General features: G+C 64.8%; 18 protein-coding genes. 7 read left to right on the plus strand and 11 right to left on the minus strand.

All coding sequences use genetic code 11. The features are described from left to right. Positions 1 to 64: 64 nt before the first annotated feature. From AC5ZFO_RS41065 to AC5ZFO_RS41085, 5 genes are all read right to left on the minus strand, one after another. A complete protein-coding gene (locus AC5ZFO_RS41065) occupies positions 65 to 559 on the minus strand; it encodes a DUF2852 domain-containing protein (RefSeq protein ID WP_282523796.1) in 495 nt (164 codons plus the stop codon). Positions 560 to 679: 120 nt separating this feature from the next. Beyond that, on the minus strand, positions 680 to 1420 hold the full coding sequence (locus tag AC5ZFO_RS41070; RefSeq protein WP_496123635.1) for a TetR/AcrR family transcriptional regulator: 741 nt from the start codon (positions 1418 to 1420) through the stop codon (positions 680 to 682). 173 nt (positions 1421 to 1593) lie between these two features. Continuing rightward, on the minus strand, positions 1594 to 1956 hold the full coding sequence (locus AC5ZFO_RS41075) for a YciI family protein (protein WP_028152209.1): 363 nt from the start codon (positions 1954 to 1956) through the stop codon (positions 1594 to 1596). 66 nt (positions 1957 to 2022) lie between these two features. Beyond that, positions 2023 to 2427 carry a YciI family protein gene (locus AC5ZFO_RS41080; protein ID WP_282523794.1) on the minus strand — a complete coding sequence of 135 codons (405 nt, stop codon included), beginning with the start codon at positions 2425 to 2427 and terminating at the stop codon, positions 2023 to 2025. 166 nt (positions 2428 to 2593) lie between these two features. After that, positions 2594 to 2959 (minus strand): nuclear transport factor 2 family protein, encoded by a 366-nt coding sequence (locus AC5ZFO_RS41085; RefSeq protein WP_282523793.1) that lies wholly within the window; start codon positions 2957 to 2959, stop codon positions 2594 to 2596. Positions 2960 to 3266: 307 nt separating this feature from the next. On the opposite strand from AC5ZFO_RS41085, the gene AC5ZFO_RS41090 reads away from it, so the two are divergent. Next, a complete protein-coding gene (locus AC5ZFO_RS41090) occupies positions 3267 to 4934 on the plus strand; it encodes a methyl-accepting chemotaxis protein (RefSeq protein ID WP_282523792.1) in 1668 nt (555 codons plus the stop codon). A gap of 93 nt (positions 4935 to 5027) precedes the next feature. Here the strand turns inward: AC5ZFO_RS41090 and AC5ZFO_RS41095 are convergent, their stop codons facing one another. Beyond that, on the minus strand, positions 5028 to 5405 hold the full coding sequence (locus AC5ZFO_RS41095) for a cupin domain-containing protein (RefSeq protein ID WP_282523791.1): 378 nt from the start codon (positions 5403 to 5405) through the stop codon (positions 5028 to 5030). Positions 5406 to 5494: 89 nt separating this feature from the next. Between AC5ZFO_RS41095 and AC5ZFO_RS41100 the strand changes: the two genes are divergently transcribed. From AC5ZFO_RS41100 to AC5ZFO_RS41115, 4 genes are all read left to right on the plus strand, one after another. Next, positions 5495 to 6283, plus strand: coding sequence for an SDR family NAD(P)-dependent oxidoreductase (locus AC5ZFO_RS41100; protein WP_282523790.1), 789 nt, complete (start codon positions 5495 to 5497; stop codon positions 6281 to 6283). A 131-nt stretch (positions 6284 to 6414) separates the two neighbouring features. Continuing rightward, entirely contained in the window at positions 6415 to 6843 is a 429-nt protein-coding gene (locus AC5ZFO_RS41105) for a hypothetical protein (protein ID WP_404979850.1), read from the plus strand. Between the two features lie 288 nt (positions 6844 to 7131). After that, positions 7132 to 7470, plus strand: a complete 339-nt coding sequence (locus tag AC5ZFO_RS41110; RefSeq protein WP_282523788.1) for a hypothetical protein — start codon at positions 7132 to 7134, stop codon at positions 7468 to 7470. Positions 7471 to 7897: 427 nt separating this feature from the next. Beyond that, complete coding sequence (locus tag AC5ZFO_RS41115) at positions 7898 to 8260, plus strand: hypothetical protein (protein WP_282523787.1); 363 nt, start codon at positions 7898 to 7900, stop codon at positions 8258 to 8260. A 104-nt stretch (positions 8261 to 8364) separates the two neighbouring features. Here AC5ZFO_RS41115 and AC5ZFO_RS41120 read toward each other — a convergent pair whose 3' ends face one another. From AC5ZFO_RS41120 to AC5ZFO_RS41135, 4 genes are all read right to left on the minus strand, one after another. Continuing rightward, a complete protein-coding gene (locus AC5ZFO_RS41120) occupies positions 8365 to 8778 on the minus strand; it encodes a VOC family protein (protein WP_282523786.1) in 414 nt (137 codons plus the stop codon). A gap of 114 nt (positions 8779 to 8892) precedes the next feature. Beyond that, positions 8893 to 9429, minus strand: a complete 537-nt coding sequence (locus tag AC5ZFO_RS41125; protein WP_282523785.1) for an SRPBCC family protein — start codon at positions 9427 to 9429, stop codon at positions 8893 to 8895. Positions 9430 to 9508: 79 nt separating this feature from the next. Beyond that, entirely contained in the window at positions 9509 to 10810 is a 1302-nt protein-coding gene (locus AC5ZFO_RS41130) for an RNA polymerase sigma factor (protein WP_282523784.1), read from the minus strand. Then, positions 10807 to 11175, minus strand: a complete 369-nt coding sequence (locus AC5ZFO_RS41135; RefSeq protein WP_282523783.1) for a YciI family protein — start codon at positions 11173 to 11175, stop codon at positions 10807 to 10809. The genes AC5ZFO_RS41130 and AC5ZFO_RS41135 overlap by 4 nt, the downstream gene beginning before the upstream one ends. Positions 11176 to 11316: 141 nt before the next feature. Between AC5ZFO_RS41135 and AC5ZFO_RS41140 the strand changes: the two genes are divergently transcribed. Beyond that, complete coding sequence (locus AC5ZFO_RS41140) at positions 11317 to 12282, plus strand: 2-hydroxyacid dehydrogenase (RefSeq protein ID WP_282523782.1); 966 nt, start codon at positions 11317 to 11319, stop codon at positions 12280 to 12282. 101 nt (positions 12283 to 12383) lie between these two features. Continuing rightward, positions 12384 to 14351 (plus strand): methyl-accepting chemotaxis protein, encoded by a 1968-nt coding sequence (locus AC5ZFO_RS41145; RefSeq protein ID WP_496123636.1) that lies wholly within the window; start codon positions 12384 to 12386, stop codon positions 14349 to 14351. Between the two features lie 180 nt (positions 14352 to 14531). Here the strand turns inward: AC5ZFO_RS41145 and AC5ZFO_RS41150 are convergent, their stop codons facing one another. After that, positions 14532 to 15176 carry a TetR/AcrR family transcriptional regulator gene (locus tag AC5ZFO_RS41150; protein WP_282523779.1) on the minus strand — a complete coding sequence of 215 codons (645 nt, stop codon included), beginning with the start codon at positions 15174 to 15176 and terminating at the stop codon, positions 14532 to 14534. Positions 15177 to 15264 lie beyond the last annotated feature (88 nt).

Here is a 15264-nt window from a genome sequence, read left to right on the forward strand (position 1 = left end):
GCGGCTCGGGGCCATCAGGACTTTGGGGGCATGCGCCTGAAGGCTTTGAGAGGCAGACCCCGGATCAGCCTTGAGACTGCTGATCGGTCGGCGGCGGGGTCGGGCGCGTCTTGTGCTGCGCCATGAACTGGTCGAACTCTTCCTTGTCCTTGGCGTGACGCAGACGGTCGAGGAAGTTCTTGAACTCGACCTGCTCTTCCTCGAGCCGTTGAAGCGTCTCGGTGCGGTACTCGTCGAAGGCGCGGTTGCCGCTCGAGGGCGGACCGAAGCCGAAGCCAAAGCCCCGGCGCTCCATGCGGCCGCGCATGCGGTCCATCTTGTACTGCATCCGCTCCATCTTGTTCTGCCAGCGATCCTGGTTGCTCCAGCACGACATTCTTCTGCTCCCGAGTGTGAAAAAGAGAAGGGCAAGTCCGATCGGCCACCAGATGATGAAGCCGAGGATGGTCACGGCGATCCAGCCGGGATGCCAGGGCGTGTCGAGCATGCGCGGATGCTCGTATTGTTGGTGTTGGTCCGAGGGGCCGCGCCATCGATTGACATCAGCGGTGTAGGCCATTTCCATCTCCATCACGGCACCAGCGCCGTTGTGAATGTAAATAACATTTACATAGCTAGACCATCCCGCGATTTTGTCAAGCCGGCCGCCTGACAGGGTCGCCAAATTATTTGCGCAATTTTATTTCGGCTTGCCCCAGGGTCCGCCGGGCGGCAGGCCAGAACCGGAGGATGCCTCCGGTGGCACCGGCGGCGGCTCGGCGCTTCTCGCCGGCGGACGGCGGTCGGTCGGAAAGCCGAGGCCGCGCAGATAGATCAGCACCTCGGCTTCGAGCAGCTCGTCCGGCGACATCGGCAGTTTTCGCCGCGCGGCGTCGCCGCGCGAGAACAGCGAGGCCACGCCGTGCGCCATCGACCAGATGTGCAGCGCCATCATCATGGCTGGTGGCCGCGGCGTGCCGGGCGGCGCCAGCGCGGCAAGCCGCTCGGCGGCGGCGCGAATGATGTTGAAGGCGCGTTCACTGGCGGCCTGCAGAGCCGGATTTGAATCGACCGGCACGCCTGATTCGAACATCGCGTTGTAGAAGGCAGGCTCCTCGCGGGCAAAGACGAGATAGGCCTTGCCGACGCGCTCGAACGCCGTGACCGTATCCGGGCGCCCGTCGTCCCAGGCCGCGGTCAGGCGCTGCTCGAACTGCTCGAAGCCGCGCTGCGCGATCGAGGCCAGCAACTCGTCGCGGTCACGGAAATGCCGGTAAGGCGCCGCCGCGCTGACGCCCGCCATGCGCGCGGCATCGGCGAAGGTGAACCCGGCCGCGCCCTTCTCGGCGATCAGCCCGAGGGCGGCCTGCAACAGGGCTTCCTTCAGATTGCCGTGGTGATAGCCGCGCTCGGCGCGGCCCTGGTCCTTGCGCCAGCTCATGTGAACGAGCTTTACATGAGCCGGGCGTGAAGGTCACTAGCGCAGGCCGGACTTGATTAACCGGCCACCTCGTCATTCCGGGGGCGGCTCGACCCGGGGCTGCTCGACGAGCCGAACCCGGAATCTCGAGATTTCCGGGTTCGCGCGTGTGCGCGCCCCCGGAATGACACGGCCTAGCCGCCGGGAATCGGCAGCACCGGCATGATCTCGACGCGTTCACCGGGGAAGATCGCGAAGTGCGGGTGGTTCTCGAACATCTTGGCTGCGGCCTCATGGGACGCGGCGCGGACCACGGTGAAAGCGCCCATCTCGTTGGCGATGTCCGCGACGCCCTTGCCGTCGACCTTCTTGGTCTTGCCGAGAGGGCCGCCCATGGCCTGGATCGCGCCTTGATGCTTCTCGACCCAGCCTTTCCAGGCCGCCATGCCCTCCTGCTCCTTCGCCTTCCGCTCGGTCTCGGACATCGCGTTCCATGCGGCCCATTGCGGGCTGGTCTTGCTGCCGAGGAAAACGGCGAGATAGGTATCGGTGCTCATTGGTTCACTCCTTTGTTGATGGATGATGGATTGACGAAGCCGCGATTTGATCCGCGGCCGTCTCGGCTACGCCTTCAGATCGTCGAAGCCGGCGGCGGCTGCCTGTACCTCCGGCGAAAAGTCGGCCATCTCCTGCACCTGCCGGATCTCGATGACTTCATTGGCGGAGGCCGGGCACTTCTTCGCCCAGGCGATCGCCTCCTCGCGCGAGGCAACCTCGATCATCCAGTAGCCGCCCAGGACTTCCTTGGCTTCGGCGAAGGGGCCGTCGGTCACGATGGGCTCGCCGGTCGCGAACGAGACGCGCGCGCCCATCGACGGCGGGTGCAGGCCGTCGAGCGTGATCAGCACGCCGGCATCCTTCAGAGCCTCGTTGTAGCGCATCATCGCGGCGACGCGTTCGGGATCGAGTTGCACGTCCGGCGGCGCGGTCTCGTAGCCGAGCGGAATCATTAGCATCATGAATCGCATGAGCAGTCCTTGCTTGCTTTGCCGTTTCGGGTTTGCGCGGCGCGGCGCCACCCCCGGAAGGACGGGAGCGGCGGTCCGGGCCGCCCGCCCTTACCTCTAAGACGAACCAACCTTTACGGAACCGACAAGGTGATGAAAATTATTCCGGAGGTCATTGCGCCGGCCGCTAGCGCGGCTGTGGCAGGAAACGCCCATCCTTCCGAGCCGCGCCGAAATAGACGTCGATGCGGCGGACCTTGCCACCGCCAAAGGTGAAGAACTCCGTGTTGCGAAAGCTCCTGCCATCTTTCGCCAGACAGAGATAGGTGACGAAGGCCTCGTCGCCCCGGACGAAAATCCGCTCGATGTCGTGTCGCGCGATCCAGCCGGCGTCCCGCCAGCAGCGCTCGAAATAGGCCGCCTTGTCGAGGTCGTCGTCGAACGGACTGGTGAAGCGGAAATCGTCCGCCAATGCGTCGGCGACCCGTTGCCGGTCGTTGCCGAGATAGGCGGCGAACAGGTCTCGAATCAGGTGCTCGCGGTCGTCAGGCATCGATGGTCTCCGCTGAGAAGTTCCTCTTGAAGACAATGCACGAACGCGTGCCCCGACATTGCTCGCCGAATTTCAACAGAGACGATGCGAAAATATCGCGAGGCGGGTCCGTACGAATACGGTCCGAATATGTTCACCGCCGTGCATATAGGACGAGAATCTTCGCGCGCAGAACAACATGGCCAGCGCCGGAGACCGCGCAGCTTGCTGCAAGGGTTTACAGTTGATCAACGCGCGCATGCAACTTTTCGAGAAGGCCCATTGCAGCTCGGCCGACGCATAGTTGAAACATTACGGGGAACTTCAAGTGTTCAATTTCAACAGCAAGGCCAGGATCCAGCACGCGCTCGCGGAAGTCGACGCCCTCGATCGCTCGCAGGCCGTCATCGAATTCGATCTCGATGGCACCATCCTCGATGCCAACGAGAACCTTCTGAAAATGAGCGGCTATTCGCTCGCCGAGATCAAGGGCAAGCATCACAGCATCTTCGTCAGCCCGACTGAGCGCGAGAGCGCCCGCTACCGCGACTTCTGGGCCAGCCTGAACCGCGGCGAATTCCAGACCACGCAATACAAGCGCTTCGGCAAGAACGGCAAGGAAGTCTGGGTTCATGCCTCCTACGCCCCGCTGCTGGACAAGAACGGCAAGGTGGTCAGCTTCATCAAGTTCGCCACCGACATCACGGCGTACAAGATCAAGACCATGGAAGACTCCGGCAAGATCGCCGCGATCAACCGCGCGCAGGCCGTGATCGAGTTCAACATGGACGGCACCATCGTCACCGCCAACGAGAACTTCCTGGGCGCAATGGGCTATTCGCTCGACGAGATCAGGGGCAAGCATCACAGCATGTTCGTGACGCCCGAGGACCGCGCGAGCTCGGCCTATGCCGCGTTCTGGGCCAGGCTGAACCGCGGCGAGTTCGAGGCGGCCGAGTACAAGCGGCTCGGCAAGGGGGCTAAGGAGATCTGGATTCTCGCGACCTACAACCCGATCCTCGACGAGACCGGCAAGCCGTTCAAGGTGGTGAAGTTCGCAACCGACATCACCGCGCAGAAGATGAAGGCCGCCGACAATGACGGCCAGCTCGCAGCGATCCAGAAGTCGCAGGCGGTGATCGAGTTCAACATGGACGGCACGATCCGCACCGCCAACGAGACTTTTCTCAAGGCGGTGGGCTATTCGCTGGCCGAGATCAAGGGCCAGCACCATTCCATGTTCGTCGAGCCGAACGAGAAGCATTCGGCGGCCTACCGCCAGTTCTGGGAGACGCTCAACCGCGGCGAATACCAGGCCGCCGAATACAAGCGGATCGCCAAGGGCGGCCGCGAGATCTGGATCCAGGCATCCTACAATCCGATTCTGGATCTCAACGGAAAACCCTACAAGGTGGTGAAATACGCCACCGACATCACCGCGCAGGCGATCGGCCGCAAGAAGGCCGACAATGCGCGCGGGCTGATCGAGGCGGTCGCGGCCGGCAGCGAGCAGATGAGTGCATCGATCCGCGAGATCTCCGAGACCATGGCGAAATCGCGCGAGACCTCCAAGGTCGCGAGCAGCCGGGTCGACGCCGCCGACGGTCAGGCCCAGCGACTGAACGCGGCCGCGCAGGCCATGAGCGGCATCGTCGAGATGATTTCGGGCATCACCAGTCAGATCAACCTGCTTGCGCTCAACGCCACGATCGAATCGGCGCGGGCGGGCGAAGCGGGCCGCGGCTTTGCCGTGGTCGCCTCCGAGGTGAAGAACCTCGCCAGCCAGGCCAAGCAGGCCACCGACACGATTACCTCCGAGATCGACGCGCTGAACACCATCTCGGGTGACGTTGCGAGCTCGCTCACCGCGATCAAGGCCGCGATCGCCGGCGTCAACGAGTTCATCGCCTCCACCGCGGCCGCGGTCGAGGAGCAGAGCATCGTGACCTCAGACATGTCGTCGAACATGCAGCGCGCATCGGCGGAGCTGGCGTAAGCCCTGGCCCTATCACTATCCCCGTCGCCCTTCGAGGGCCGCTGCAGAAGCGGCCGCCCTGGGGTGACGGTGATAGAGACAGGCGCCCTTACCCTACCGCTCCCAGCGTCGCGTCGCTTCACTCGCCCCTTCCGGCAGCATCTCGAAGACCGGCGAGGCCAACACCGCATGCACGTGCAGCATGGTCGCTCCCGAATTGCGAAAGCCGTGCTTGCGGCCGGCGGGAACCAGCAGCGCCTGTCCGGCCGTCACCGTGATACGCTCGGCTTCGACCCACATCTCCGCCTCGCCCGCCCGCACGGTGAGCACCTCCTCGACCGTGTGACTGTGCGTCGGCGCGCCGGCGCCGGGATCGACCCATTGCTCGAAGATGCAGAGCGCGGTCGCGCCGTTGTGCGCGGATGCGACCATGCGGGTCTTCACACCTGGCCGCCATTCCTCGAGCGGGATCGTGCTGGGATCGATGAGCATGGCCTGGAGCCCTTCTTGCCGGGACGAAAGCGAAGTAAAAGGAGCCCGCGCTCGTGCGCGCCCCTTTCGGACACAGGACAGATTAGCAAATGCCGCAGGCCCTACAAAACGTCGCCCTCGTCACCGGAGCCGCGCGAGGCATCGGGCTGGCGACGGCCAAGAAATTCCTGGCCGAAGGGTGGCGCGTCGCGCTGCTCGATATCGAGGGGGAGCTGCAGGCAAGCGCGGCGGCGGCGCTGAAGAATCCCGATAACACGCTGGCAATCACCTGCGACGTCTCCGACGCAGCCGCCGTGGCAGCTGCAATGGCGGCGGTCATGAGCCGCTTCGGTCGGCTCGATGCTCTCGTCAACAACGCCGGCGTCGCCGTGTTCGCGCCAGTGCTGGAGACCAGCGATGCCGACTGGAACAGGATCATGGCGGTCAATCTCACCGGCCCGTTTTTGTGCACCAAGGCGGCCGCGCCGCTGATGCGCGAGCAAGGCGGCGGCGCCATCGTCAACGTCACCTCGATCTCGGCGGTGCGCGCCTCGACGCTGCGTTCGGCCTATGGCACCAGCAAGGCGGGCCTTGCGCACCTGACCAAGCAGCTCGCGGTCGAGCTCGCCTCGCTCAACATCCGCGTCAACGCGGTTGCGCCGGGGCCGGTCGACACCGCGATGGCGAAGCAGGTGCATACCAGGGAGATCCGCGCCGACTATCACGACGCCATTCCGCTCAACCGCTACGGCCTGGAGGAGGAACTCGCCGAAGCGATCTATTTCCTGTGCTCGGAACGATCGAGCTACATCACCGGCCAAATTTTGGCCGTCGATGGCGGCTTCGATGCGGCTGGCATCGGCCTGCCTACGCTGCGCGGCGAACGGCGGAACGGGTAGGCACAGGATTTGTAGGGTGGGCAAAGGCGCGAAGCGCCGTTCCCACCTTCCCTCCAGATTTGCGATGCCATTGGTGGGCTACGCTTTGCCCACCCTACGGGATCGAGCTTGTGGAGTGCTCCATGCGACGCATGTTCTTTGTTGGTGCCTGGATGCTCGCATCTGCGCTCTTTACCGCCACCCCCGCCATGGCCGAAATCCGCATCATCCAGTCGCCGGGCGGACAGGTCGGGCCGTTCCTCGACCTGTTCGAGCAGGTGCGCGAGAGCGGCGAGCGCGTAGTGATCGACGGTCCGTGCCTGTCCGCCTGCACGCTGGTGCTGAGCATCGTGCCGGGCGAGCGCATCTGCGTCACCAAACGCGCGGTGCTCGGCTTCCACGCGGCGCGTTCGGTCGACCGGCGCGGGCGCTTTTATGCCGAGCCCGAAGCCTCCGACGCGGTGCTGCAGGCCTATCCCGGCCCGGTGCGCGACTGGATCAGCCGGCACGGTGGCCTCTCGTCCAGATTGCTTTTGCTGAAGGGCCGCGACCTTGCCGCGATTTATCCACGCTGCCGCTGAGCAACAGGCGGCCGCCAGCGATGTGACCGGGTTGCATCCGCCACTGTCCGGCGATTAGGCAGTCTTGCAAAATTCCGGCGATCCGGGCACGAAATCCGCTCAACCGCTTCGCAATGCCTGCCCAATTTAGGCGGTTTGCGGCTTTTCCCGACCGTCTATGATGGTCCCGTCCAGATTGAGGCCGCTCGGGTCACGATGGCTGCAGGGCCGTCATAATCTCAGCAATGGTCGCAGACTAGGATGGTTCCGCTTTTTCGAGATTACTCATTTTCAAACCGGTCGCAGGTCGTGCAGCCCCTCGATTTTCACTACCGCCTGTCGGACCAGGGACGCATTGTCCTTGGCCAGTTGAGCTCCCAGGAAACCGTCGAATTCGAATTGCTGTCGCGGCGCGACCGCGAGGGTCTGATGGACCTGCCGTCCGAGCTGCGGCTGCTCGAGCTCTATGTGAAATATATCGGCTCGGGCGCAGAGGCTGCGCTCGCGCCGTCGGAGCCCGCATGGCAGGTGAGCGAACAGCGGCGGAGACCGCCGCGCGCGCGAACGGCACGGCCGCGCAACTACATCCTCTCGATGGTCGTGATCGCGAGCGTCAGCTTCACGCTCATCGCGTTGCTGGTGGGCTAGCAGGCAAGCGCGACGGCGAAATTGCGCCGGTCGCGCATTTCGTCGGGCCTAGTAGAGCCTCTGGATGGTCTGCGCCAATTCCAAGGTCGCGCAGATGAGCATGCCCCAAAGTGCAAAATTGATTTGTAGCGCCGCTGCCATCGGTCGCTCCCCTTCCAAGTTGCGCCCACCCCAGTTTGTAGAATTTATGAAGAAATTATTAGCGATTCTGTCGTGGAGTTCACAGCCTAATATTTCGCCAGTTGTTGTGCGATGCGATCCGCATCATTTCACGAAGCGGCCTCACTGCTCTCGCAATGTGATGCGAGAGAACGATTCCATATTGGATCTGGCGGCCACGTCGTTTCCCTTAGGTTCCATTTAACCGGCGCGATGCAAGGCTCCGCACGCGGAGTTTGCGTGTCGCGTACCGTACCAAGGGTCCGGCATGCTGCGTCACGGCTTCATCTTGCTCACTTTTTGCGCAGCGCTCCTCGGATGCGCGGCCGCGCCGGCGCAGGAGCGCCGACCGATCGCATGGGACGGCCTCGGCCGGGATCCGAACCAGGCCCATCACCGTCCCTCTGTCACAAAGCGGAGCGCAGCCAACCCGGCGCCTGCGCAGGACAATCCCAATCAGGAGCGGGAAAGAGTGCTCGGCACCTTACGCCCGTTCTCCGAGGCGTGGTGGGTGGTCCATGACGAAATCGAGGCGGAGAACGACAGGCAGCTTGGCACGAAACTCGTGATCTGCCCTCGCTGCGTCGAACCGTCCCCGCCAAGCGATGACGCGACCGGATCGATCCGGTGAGCGATCCAGCCGACCGGCCGTGTGACGCGACGACAGCATAAGCGGCCCTCTCCCGCAACTACGGGAGAGGGATCACGGCTTGCCGCATCAGGCGGTCACGCCTGTCACATTCCCTCGGCCGGGCAGTTCACCATCCAGGGAATCCCGAACTTGTCGACGCACATGCCAAAACCCTTGGCCCAGAACGTCTTGCTGTAGGGCATGGTGACGGTGCCGCCGTCGGCGAGCGCGTTGAACTTGCGCTCACCGTCCGCGGGGTCCTTGACCGTGAACGAGATCGCGAAGCCCTGCGGCTTGCTAAAGTGCTCGGGCGGCACGTCGGAAGCCATCAGCACACTGCCATCGGGCAGCGACATCCGCGCATGCATGATCATCTTCTCGCGGCCGGGCGCGGCGGGCATGTCCGGCGGCGCGTCCGATGAGCGCATCATGGCGTCGATCTTGCCGCCCAAAACCTTGGCGTAGAAGTTGAACGCCGCTTCGCAGGTGTCCTGATAGAACAGATAGGCATTGAGCATCGTTTCTCTCCTTCGCTTTCTTGTCGGTTTCTTGTCGGTTCCTTGGCAGTTCCTTACAGTTTCTTGGCGGTTTCCTGGCTGCTCCTTAGCTGCTCCTTGGGGCAGCAAGCCTTGTTACTTCTCGGTGAGCTTCTTCAGGCTGGCGAGGCCGGCCTCGAAGTCCTTGCCGATCATGTTGTCCATGTTGATGAACACCTGCATCACCTTGGACATGAACGGCGCCGGACCGTACATCGCCCATGTGACCAGTGTGGCATCGCCTTGCGGCACAAAGGTGAACTCGGCGGTGTTGTGGCCTTCGAACGGGCGCTCGAAATCGAGCTTGATGCGAAGCTTCGACGACGTGCTCGCCTCGAGGATCTCCATATGCCCGGCGCCGACATTGTTGTTGCCGTCCCAGGCATAGGTCGCGCCCTTGCCTGACGTGGTTCTGCCGAAGGTCCGCTTCATGGCGGGGTCGCGCTCCTCATAGGGCGACCAGCTCATCCAGAAATGGAAATCGGCAACGTGCGGATAAATCGCATCGGCCGGCGCCTTCACGGCGAGCGAGCGCTCGACACGGAACGTGTCGGGCTTTGTCAATGCGAAGACGAGGACCGCGGCTATGCCGACGGCGAGCACGACGGCGATGATGGCAATGGCTTTCAGCATGAGTGGGCTCCCTGGATATGGAATTAAGACGAAAGGGAACGGCGGGAGCCGACAATTGGCGGGACGAAATTTTTGGCCGTCACTTTGCCTTTGCGCCCTGCCTGGCGCCGCCATTGGCGCCCTTCGGCTGGCTGTCCCGGATCAGGCGATCGATGTGCATGCGGATATGGGCGGCTTCCGCCGAAGTATTGGCGAGTGCGATGGCGCGGTCGAAGGCGATGCGGGCTTCGTCGTTGCGGCCGAGCTGCATCAGGAAGGCACCACGCACGCCGTGGAAATGAAAGTAGTTGGCGAGTTTCGGCGCCAGCGGCTCGATCAGCTCGAGCGCCGCTTGCGGCCCGCGCACCTTGGAGACCGCAACCGCGCGGTTGAGCGTCACCACCGGCGAAGGCTGCATCACTTCGAGCGCGCCGTAGAGCAGGTCGATCTGCGTCCAGTCGGTTTCCTCGGGCGTCGACGCGCGCGCATGCAGCGCGGCGATCGCGGCCTGGACCTGATAGGGGCCGCTGCGGCGATGGCGCATCGCCTTGTCGATCAGCGCCAGGCCTTCCGCGATCATGGTGCCGTTCCACAGTTTACGATCCTGGTCGTCGAGCAGGATCACCGCGCCGTCCGCGGCAAAGCGCGCGGCGCTGCGCGCATGCTGCAACAGCAGCAGCGCCGCGAGCCCCATGATCTCCGGCTCGCTCTGGAACAGCCGCAACAGCAACCGCGCCAGCCGGATCGCCTCCTCGCACAGCGGCTTTCGGATCTCCGCGGTGTCGCCGCTGGCCGAATAGCCTTCGTTGAAGATCAGGTAGATCATTGCGGCAACGCCGGCGAGCCGCTCGGAGCGCTCGACCGCGCCGGGCGTTTCGAACGGCGTCCCCGCTTCCGCAACCTTCGCCTTGGCACGGGTGATGCGCTGCTCCATCGCCGCTTCCGAGACCAGGAAGGCGCGCGCGATCTGCTTCACGGTGAGACCGGAGACGATGCGCAGCGCCAGCGCGATCTGCTGGGTCGCCGGCAGCTGCGGGTGGCAGCAGATGAACATCAGGCGCAGGATGTCGTCGCGGTAGTGCGAGCCGTCGAGCCGCTCGGCGAGCGCACCCTCGGCATCGTCGAGATCGGAGATGGCCTGGTCGTCCTCGGGCAGCGGCTGCTGCTTGCGGGCGCGGCGGACCTCGTCGATGGCGACGTTGCGGCCGACCATGATCAGCCAGGCCGCGGGATCGCGCGGCGGCCCGTTCTGCGGCCAGGTCTTGAGCGCGCGCAGGCAGGCGTTCTGGAAGGCCTCTTCGGCGGTGTCGAGATCGCGGAAATAGCGCAGCAGCGCGCCGACCGCCTGGGGTCGCGCCGAGGTCAGCGCGGTCTCGATCCAGGCGGTGTCGGCCTCGCTCACGTCAGATTTCCTCCGGGCCGGAATACGCCCACGGGCCGCACCTCATAGGCACCGCCTGGATTGGCCGAGCCGAGGTCGCGCGCAACGTCGAGCGCTTCGTCGAGGTTCTTGCAGTCGACGATGTAGAAGCCGAGCAATTGCTCCTTGGTCTCGGCATAGGGGCCGTCGAGCACCAGCGGCGGGTCTTCCTTGCGCAGCGTCGCCGCCGCGGTGGTCGGCAGCAGCCGCGCCACCGGACCGAGCCGGCCCTGCTGTGTGAGCTTGTCCTGCACCACGGCGAGCTTCTTCATCACGGCCTCGTCCTGGTCCTTGCTCCAGGAGCCGACGAAGTCCTCGTCGTGATAGCAGAGGATCGCATAAAGCATGGGCAGCACCTTCCTGAACGCTTGTTTTTAAGACGATCCAATATGCCCCGCCCCGACAGGGCTGCGGAAAAAATTTGCGAGAAAAATCCGTCGGATCGTGCCAAGGAGGGTTTTCAAAGCGGAACCGACGAGGCACTTCGAATGAGCATGGGCACACTGGCCGTCCTGATCAACAGCACGCAGCAGAACTGGCTGCCGGAGCGCTGGAAGGCCCGGTTCGACGCGGTCTGCGACGGCCGCCGCGTGGTGCTGCTGCCCGACGCCTCCCTCGATCCGGCCGAGGTGCACTATGCCGCGGTGTGGAAGCCGGTGCCGGGCGACCTCGGCGCTTTCCCCAATCTGCGTGCGATCTTCAATCTGGGCGCGGGCGTCGATGCGCTGATGGCCGACAAGAGCCTGCCCGACGTACCGCTGGTGCGCGTCGCCGTGCCTGATCTCACCAATCGCATGACCGAGTATGTCGTGCTGCACGTGCTGATGCACCACCGCCAGGAGCTGTACTTGCGGGACTCGCAGCGCGCAAAACGCTGGGAGCCGCAATATCAGTGGCCGGCGAGCGCCGTCACCGTCGGCGTGATGGGGCTTGGCACGCTGGGTGCCGATGCCGCCGACGTGCTGCGCCGGCTCGGCTTCCGCGTTGCCGGCTGGAGCCGCAGCCCGCGCACGATCGCGGGCGTCGAATGCTTCCATGGCGCCGCGCAGATCGATGCATTCCTGCGCAAGACCGACATCCTGGTCTGCCTGTTGCCGCTGACGCCTGATACGCACGGCATCCTCAACCGCGACGTCTTCACCAAGCTCAACCGCAACAGCCCGCTCGGCGCGCCCGTGCTGATCAATGCGGGTCGCGGCGGCTTGCAGAACGAGGCCGACATCCTGGCCTGCCTCGACGACGGTACGCTTGGCGGGGCCTCGCTCGACGTTTTCGTGCAGGAGCCGCAGCCTGCGGACAGCCGGTTCTGGACCCACCCCAAGGTGCTGCTGACCCCGCACAACGCGGCCGACACCGACGCCGATGCAATCTCGGCCTATGTCGCCGAGCAAATCGCAAAGTTCGAGGCCGGCGGTGCGCTGGAGAACGTGGTGGATCGGTCGCGGGGGTATTAGGGCTCTTCAGACACCCTCGGTTGTCGTCCCGCCCTCGTTCACCCTCTCTTAGCGAGAAGTTGATAGGCGTTGTTAACCAACGCTCAAACAACGAGTCGGACATGCGGGCAACGCTCGGCCTCAGGATGCGGATCACGGTTGCGCTGGCGGTGACTGCGGCGGCGACCGCGCTGTTTGCAGTGCTCGGGGCGATGTGGATCATCGCCGGGATCATCGACCGGGCCGACCAGCGGGAGCTGCGCAGCCATTACGATGCCTTGCAGTCGCGCATCGCCGAGGAATCGCAGCGCGCCGCCGCGATGAGCGCCGTGGTGGCGGCCATGCCGGCGACCCAGGAGGCGATGGCAAAGCAGGACCGGGAGGCGCTGGTGCGCCTGTTCGGGCCGGTGTTCGCCGCCATCAAATCCGACTACGGCGTCGATCAATTCCAGTTTCACGTGCCGCCGGCGACCTCCTACCTGCGCGTCCACCAGCCGGCCAAGTTCGGTGACGACCTCTCGGGCTTCCGCAAGACCGTCGTCGTCGCCAACCAGGACCACAAGGTCGTGGTCGGTCTGGAAGGTGGCGTGGCCGGGCTCGGCATCCGCGGCGTGGTGCCGATCGCGCAAGGCGGCAAACATCTCGGCACGGTCGAATTCGGTCTGACCTTCGGCCAGCCCTTCCTCGACGACTTCAAGGCCAGCCGCCATGTCGACGTCGCCTTCCATCTCGCCGACGGCTCGGGCTTCAAGCTGTTCGGCGGCACGCTGAAGGGCAAGAGCTTCTTCGACGCGGCCGACTACGGCCGCGCCGCCGGCGACGGATTCACGGTGCGGCAGGCCAGGCTCGACAACACGCCGGTCGCCGCGCTGCTCGGACCGATCAAGGACTTTTCCGGAAAGCCGTTGGGCGCGGTCGAACTGGTGATGGACAACGCCGATTACGAGGCCTCCGCCGACCGCGCCTGGTTGCTGGCGATCGGAATTGCCGCGCTCGGCCTCGTGCTGGCGGCGCTCGTCGGCTATCTCATCGCCCGCAGCATCTCGCGCCCGATTCTCTCGATCACATCGGTGATGCGCGAACTCGCCGACGGCCGGCTCGACGTCGCCGTTCCCGCCATCAAGGCGAATGACGAGGTCGGCGCTATGGTGAGGGCGGTGGCGGTGTTCCGCGACAATGCGGTCAACTTCAACAAGCTTCAGGCGGAGCAAGCCGACATCCAGGCGCGGTCCGAAGCGGAGAAGCGCCGCGCCTTCGCCGCGCTGGCCGACAATTTCGAGGCCAGCATCCGCGAGGTCGTCACCACGGTGTCCGCGGCCGCGGTCGAGATGGAGCACACCGCGCGCTCGATGTCCGGCATCGTCGAACAGTCGCGGCAGCAGACCCGCGCGGTGTCGTCGGCCTCGGCACTGGCCTCGGAGAACGTGCAGACGGTCGCGGCCGCCGCGGAAGAATTGTCCTCGTCGATGACCGAGATCAGCCGCCGCCTCGCCCACGCGACCGAAGTCGTCGGCAAGGCCGCAAGCGACGGCCGGCAGTCGAACGCACGGGTCCAGAGCCTCGCGGACGCCGCGCAGAAGATCGGCGACGTCGTCTCCTTCATCAATGGCATCGCGGGGCAAACCAATCTGCTCGCGCTCAACGCGACGATCGAGGCGGCGCGCGCCGGCGAAGCCGGTCGCGGCTTTGCGGTGGTTGCTTCCGAGGTGAAGGCGCTCGCAACCCAGACCGCGAAGGCGACCGAGGAAATCGGCGCGCAGGTGACGGCGGTGCAAGGCGAGACATCAGGCGCAGTGGACGGCATCCAGTCGATCTGCGCGACGATCCAGCAGGTCGACGAGATTTCGGCTGCGATCGCCGCAGCCGTCGGCCAGCAGGGCACCGCGACGCAGGAAATCGCACAGAACGTCCAGCAGGCGGCAGCCCGCACCGGCGAGGTCTCGCAAAACATCTCCGGCGTCACCGCCGGCATCGCCGCGACCGGCACGGCGGCCGAGGAAGTGCTGGGCTCGGCGGTCGAGCTGTCGAAGCAGTCGCAGCGGCTGCGGGACGAGGTGGATCGCTTCCTCGCACATATTCGCGCGGCGTAGCGAGGCCACGATCTCGCCCCATCCCCGGTGTCGTCCTCGCGAACGCAGGGACCCATACCGCGTGATCTATCGATAGCGCACGGTCGGCGTACCGAAGACCCTTCAACTCCGAATTTTCGCCAAACCACTCCCTGTGGTTATGGGTCCCGGGCTCTTGCTGCGCGCGCCCCGGGACGACGGCTAGGGCCTGGGCCCCACCATCACGTCGATCGCTCCCTTCACGATCGCCTCGAGCTCTTTGCGCGACACGCGGGCGCGGGAGCGGATAGCGATTGAATGCACGGTTGCGGACGCGACCTGCGCAAGCACGGCCGGGTCGGCGCTCGCGGGCAACTCGCCCTTCTCCTTGGCGCGTCGGAAACAACTGGCAAAGGCCTTGTCGAGCTCGGTCAGTCCATCCAGCACCATGGCACGGATCTCGGGATCGCCGACGGCTTCGGACGCCGCGGTCACCACCGTGAAGCAGCCGCGCGGACCGGTCTCGCCGGAGAGATAGATGTTCAGCGCGGACGCGAAGACGCGCTCGAGCCGCTGGCGCACCGGCATCTCCTGGCGAAAGATCTCGACCATCGAGGCGCGCGCGTCCTCGCGGTAGCGCTGGTAGCTCTTGATGTAGAGCTCGCGCTTGTCGCCGAAGGCGCCGTAGAGGCTCGGCCGGTTCATGCCGGTCGCTTCGCTGAGATCGTCCAGCGACGTCGCCGCAAAGCCCTGCCGGCGGAACAGGTCGAGCGCCTTGCCGAGCGCGACCTCTGGCTCGTAGGCACGCGGACGGCCACGGCGCTTCGGCTCATTGGCAGCAGCTGGCGGCTTCGATTTTTGTACCATTTCGCAAATTAATCCTTGACCGCCGCCATATTATACAAGATGGTACAAAAATCAATCTGGCCAGGTTGAGCGACACTGACAACGAGGA

The sequence above is a fragment of the Bradyrhizobium sp. Unk1 genome, assembly GCF_059512345.1.

Coding starts and splice junctions, on each gene's coding strand:
- AC5ZFO_RS41095 (WP_282523791.1), bottom strand. CDS start 5,405: ATGCTCATCGATCCCAGCACGATCCCGCTCGAGGAATGGCGGCCAGGT.
- AC5ZFO_RS41125 (WP_282523785.1), bottom strand. CDS start 9,429: ATGCTGAAAGCCATTGCCATCATCGCCGTCGTGCTCGCCGTCGGCATA.
- AC5ZFO_RS41065 (WP_282523796.1), bottom strand. CDS start 559: ATGGCCTACACCGCTGATGTCAATCGATGGCGCGGCCCCTCGGACCAA.
- AC5ZFO_RS41120 (WP_282523786.1), bottom strand. CDS start 8,778: ATGCTCAATGCCTATCTGTTCTATCAGGACACCTGCGAAGCGGCGTTC.
- AC5ZFO_RS41135 (WP_282523783.1), bottom strand. CDS start 11,175: ATGCTTTATGCGATCCTCTGCTATCACGACGAGGACTTCGTCGGCTCC.
- AC5ZFO_RS41105 (WP_404979850.1), top strand. CDS start 6,415: ATGTTCTTTGTTGGTGCCTGGATGCTCGCATCTGCGCTCTTTACCGCC.
- AC5ZFO_RS41150 (WP_282523779.1), bottom strand. CDS start 15,176: ATGGTACAAAAATCGAAGCCGCCAGCTGCTGCCAATGAGCCGAAGCGC.
- AC5ZFO_RS41085 (WP_282523793.1), bottom strand. CDS start 2,959: ATGCCTGACGACCGCGAGCACCTGATTCGAGACCTGTTCGCCGCCTAT.
- AC5ZFO_RS41080 (WP_282523794.1), bottom strand. CDS start 2,427: ATGCGATTCATGATGCTAATGATTCCGCTCGGCTACGAGACCGCGCCG.
- AC5ZFO_RS41145 (WP_496123636.1), top strand. CDS start 12,384: ATGCGGGCAACGCTCGGCCTCAGGATGCGGATCACGGTTGCGCTGGCG.
- AC5ZFO_RS41070 (WP_496123635.1), bottom strand. CDS start 1,420: ATGAGCTGGCGCAAGGACCAGGGCCGCGCCGAGCGCGGCTATCACCAC.
- AC5ZFO_RS41140 (WP_282523782.1), top strand. CDS start 11,317: ATGAGCATGGGCACACTGGCCGTCCTGATCAACAGCACGCAGCAGAAC.
- AC5ZFO_RS41100 (WP_282523790.1), top strand. CDS start 5,495: ATGCCGCAGGCCCTACAAAACGTCGCCCTCGTCACCGGAGCCGCGCGA.
- AC5ZFO_RS41075 (WP_028152209.1), bottom strand. CDS start 1,956: ATGAGCACCGATACCTATCTCGCCGTTTTCCTCGGCAGCAAGACCAGC.
- AC5ZFO_RS41115 (WP_282523787.1), top strand. CDS start 7,898: ATGCTGCGTCACGGCTTCATCTTGCTCACTTTTTGCGCAGCGCTCCTC.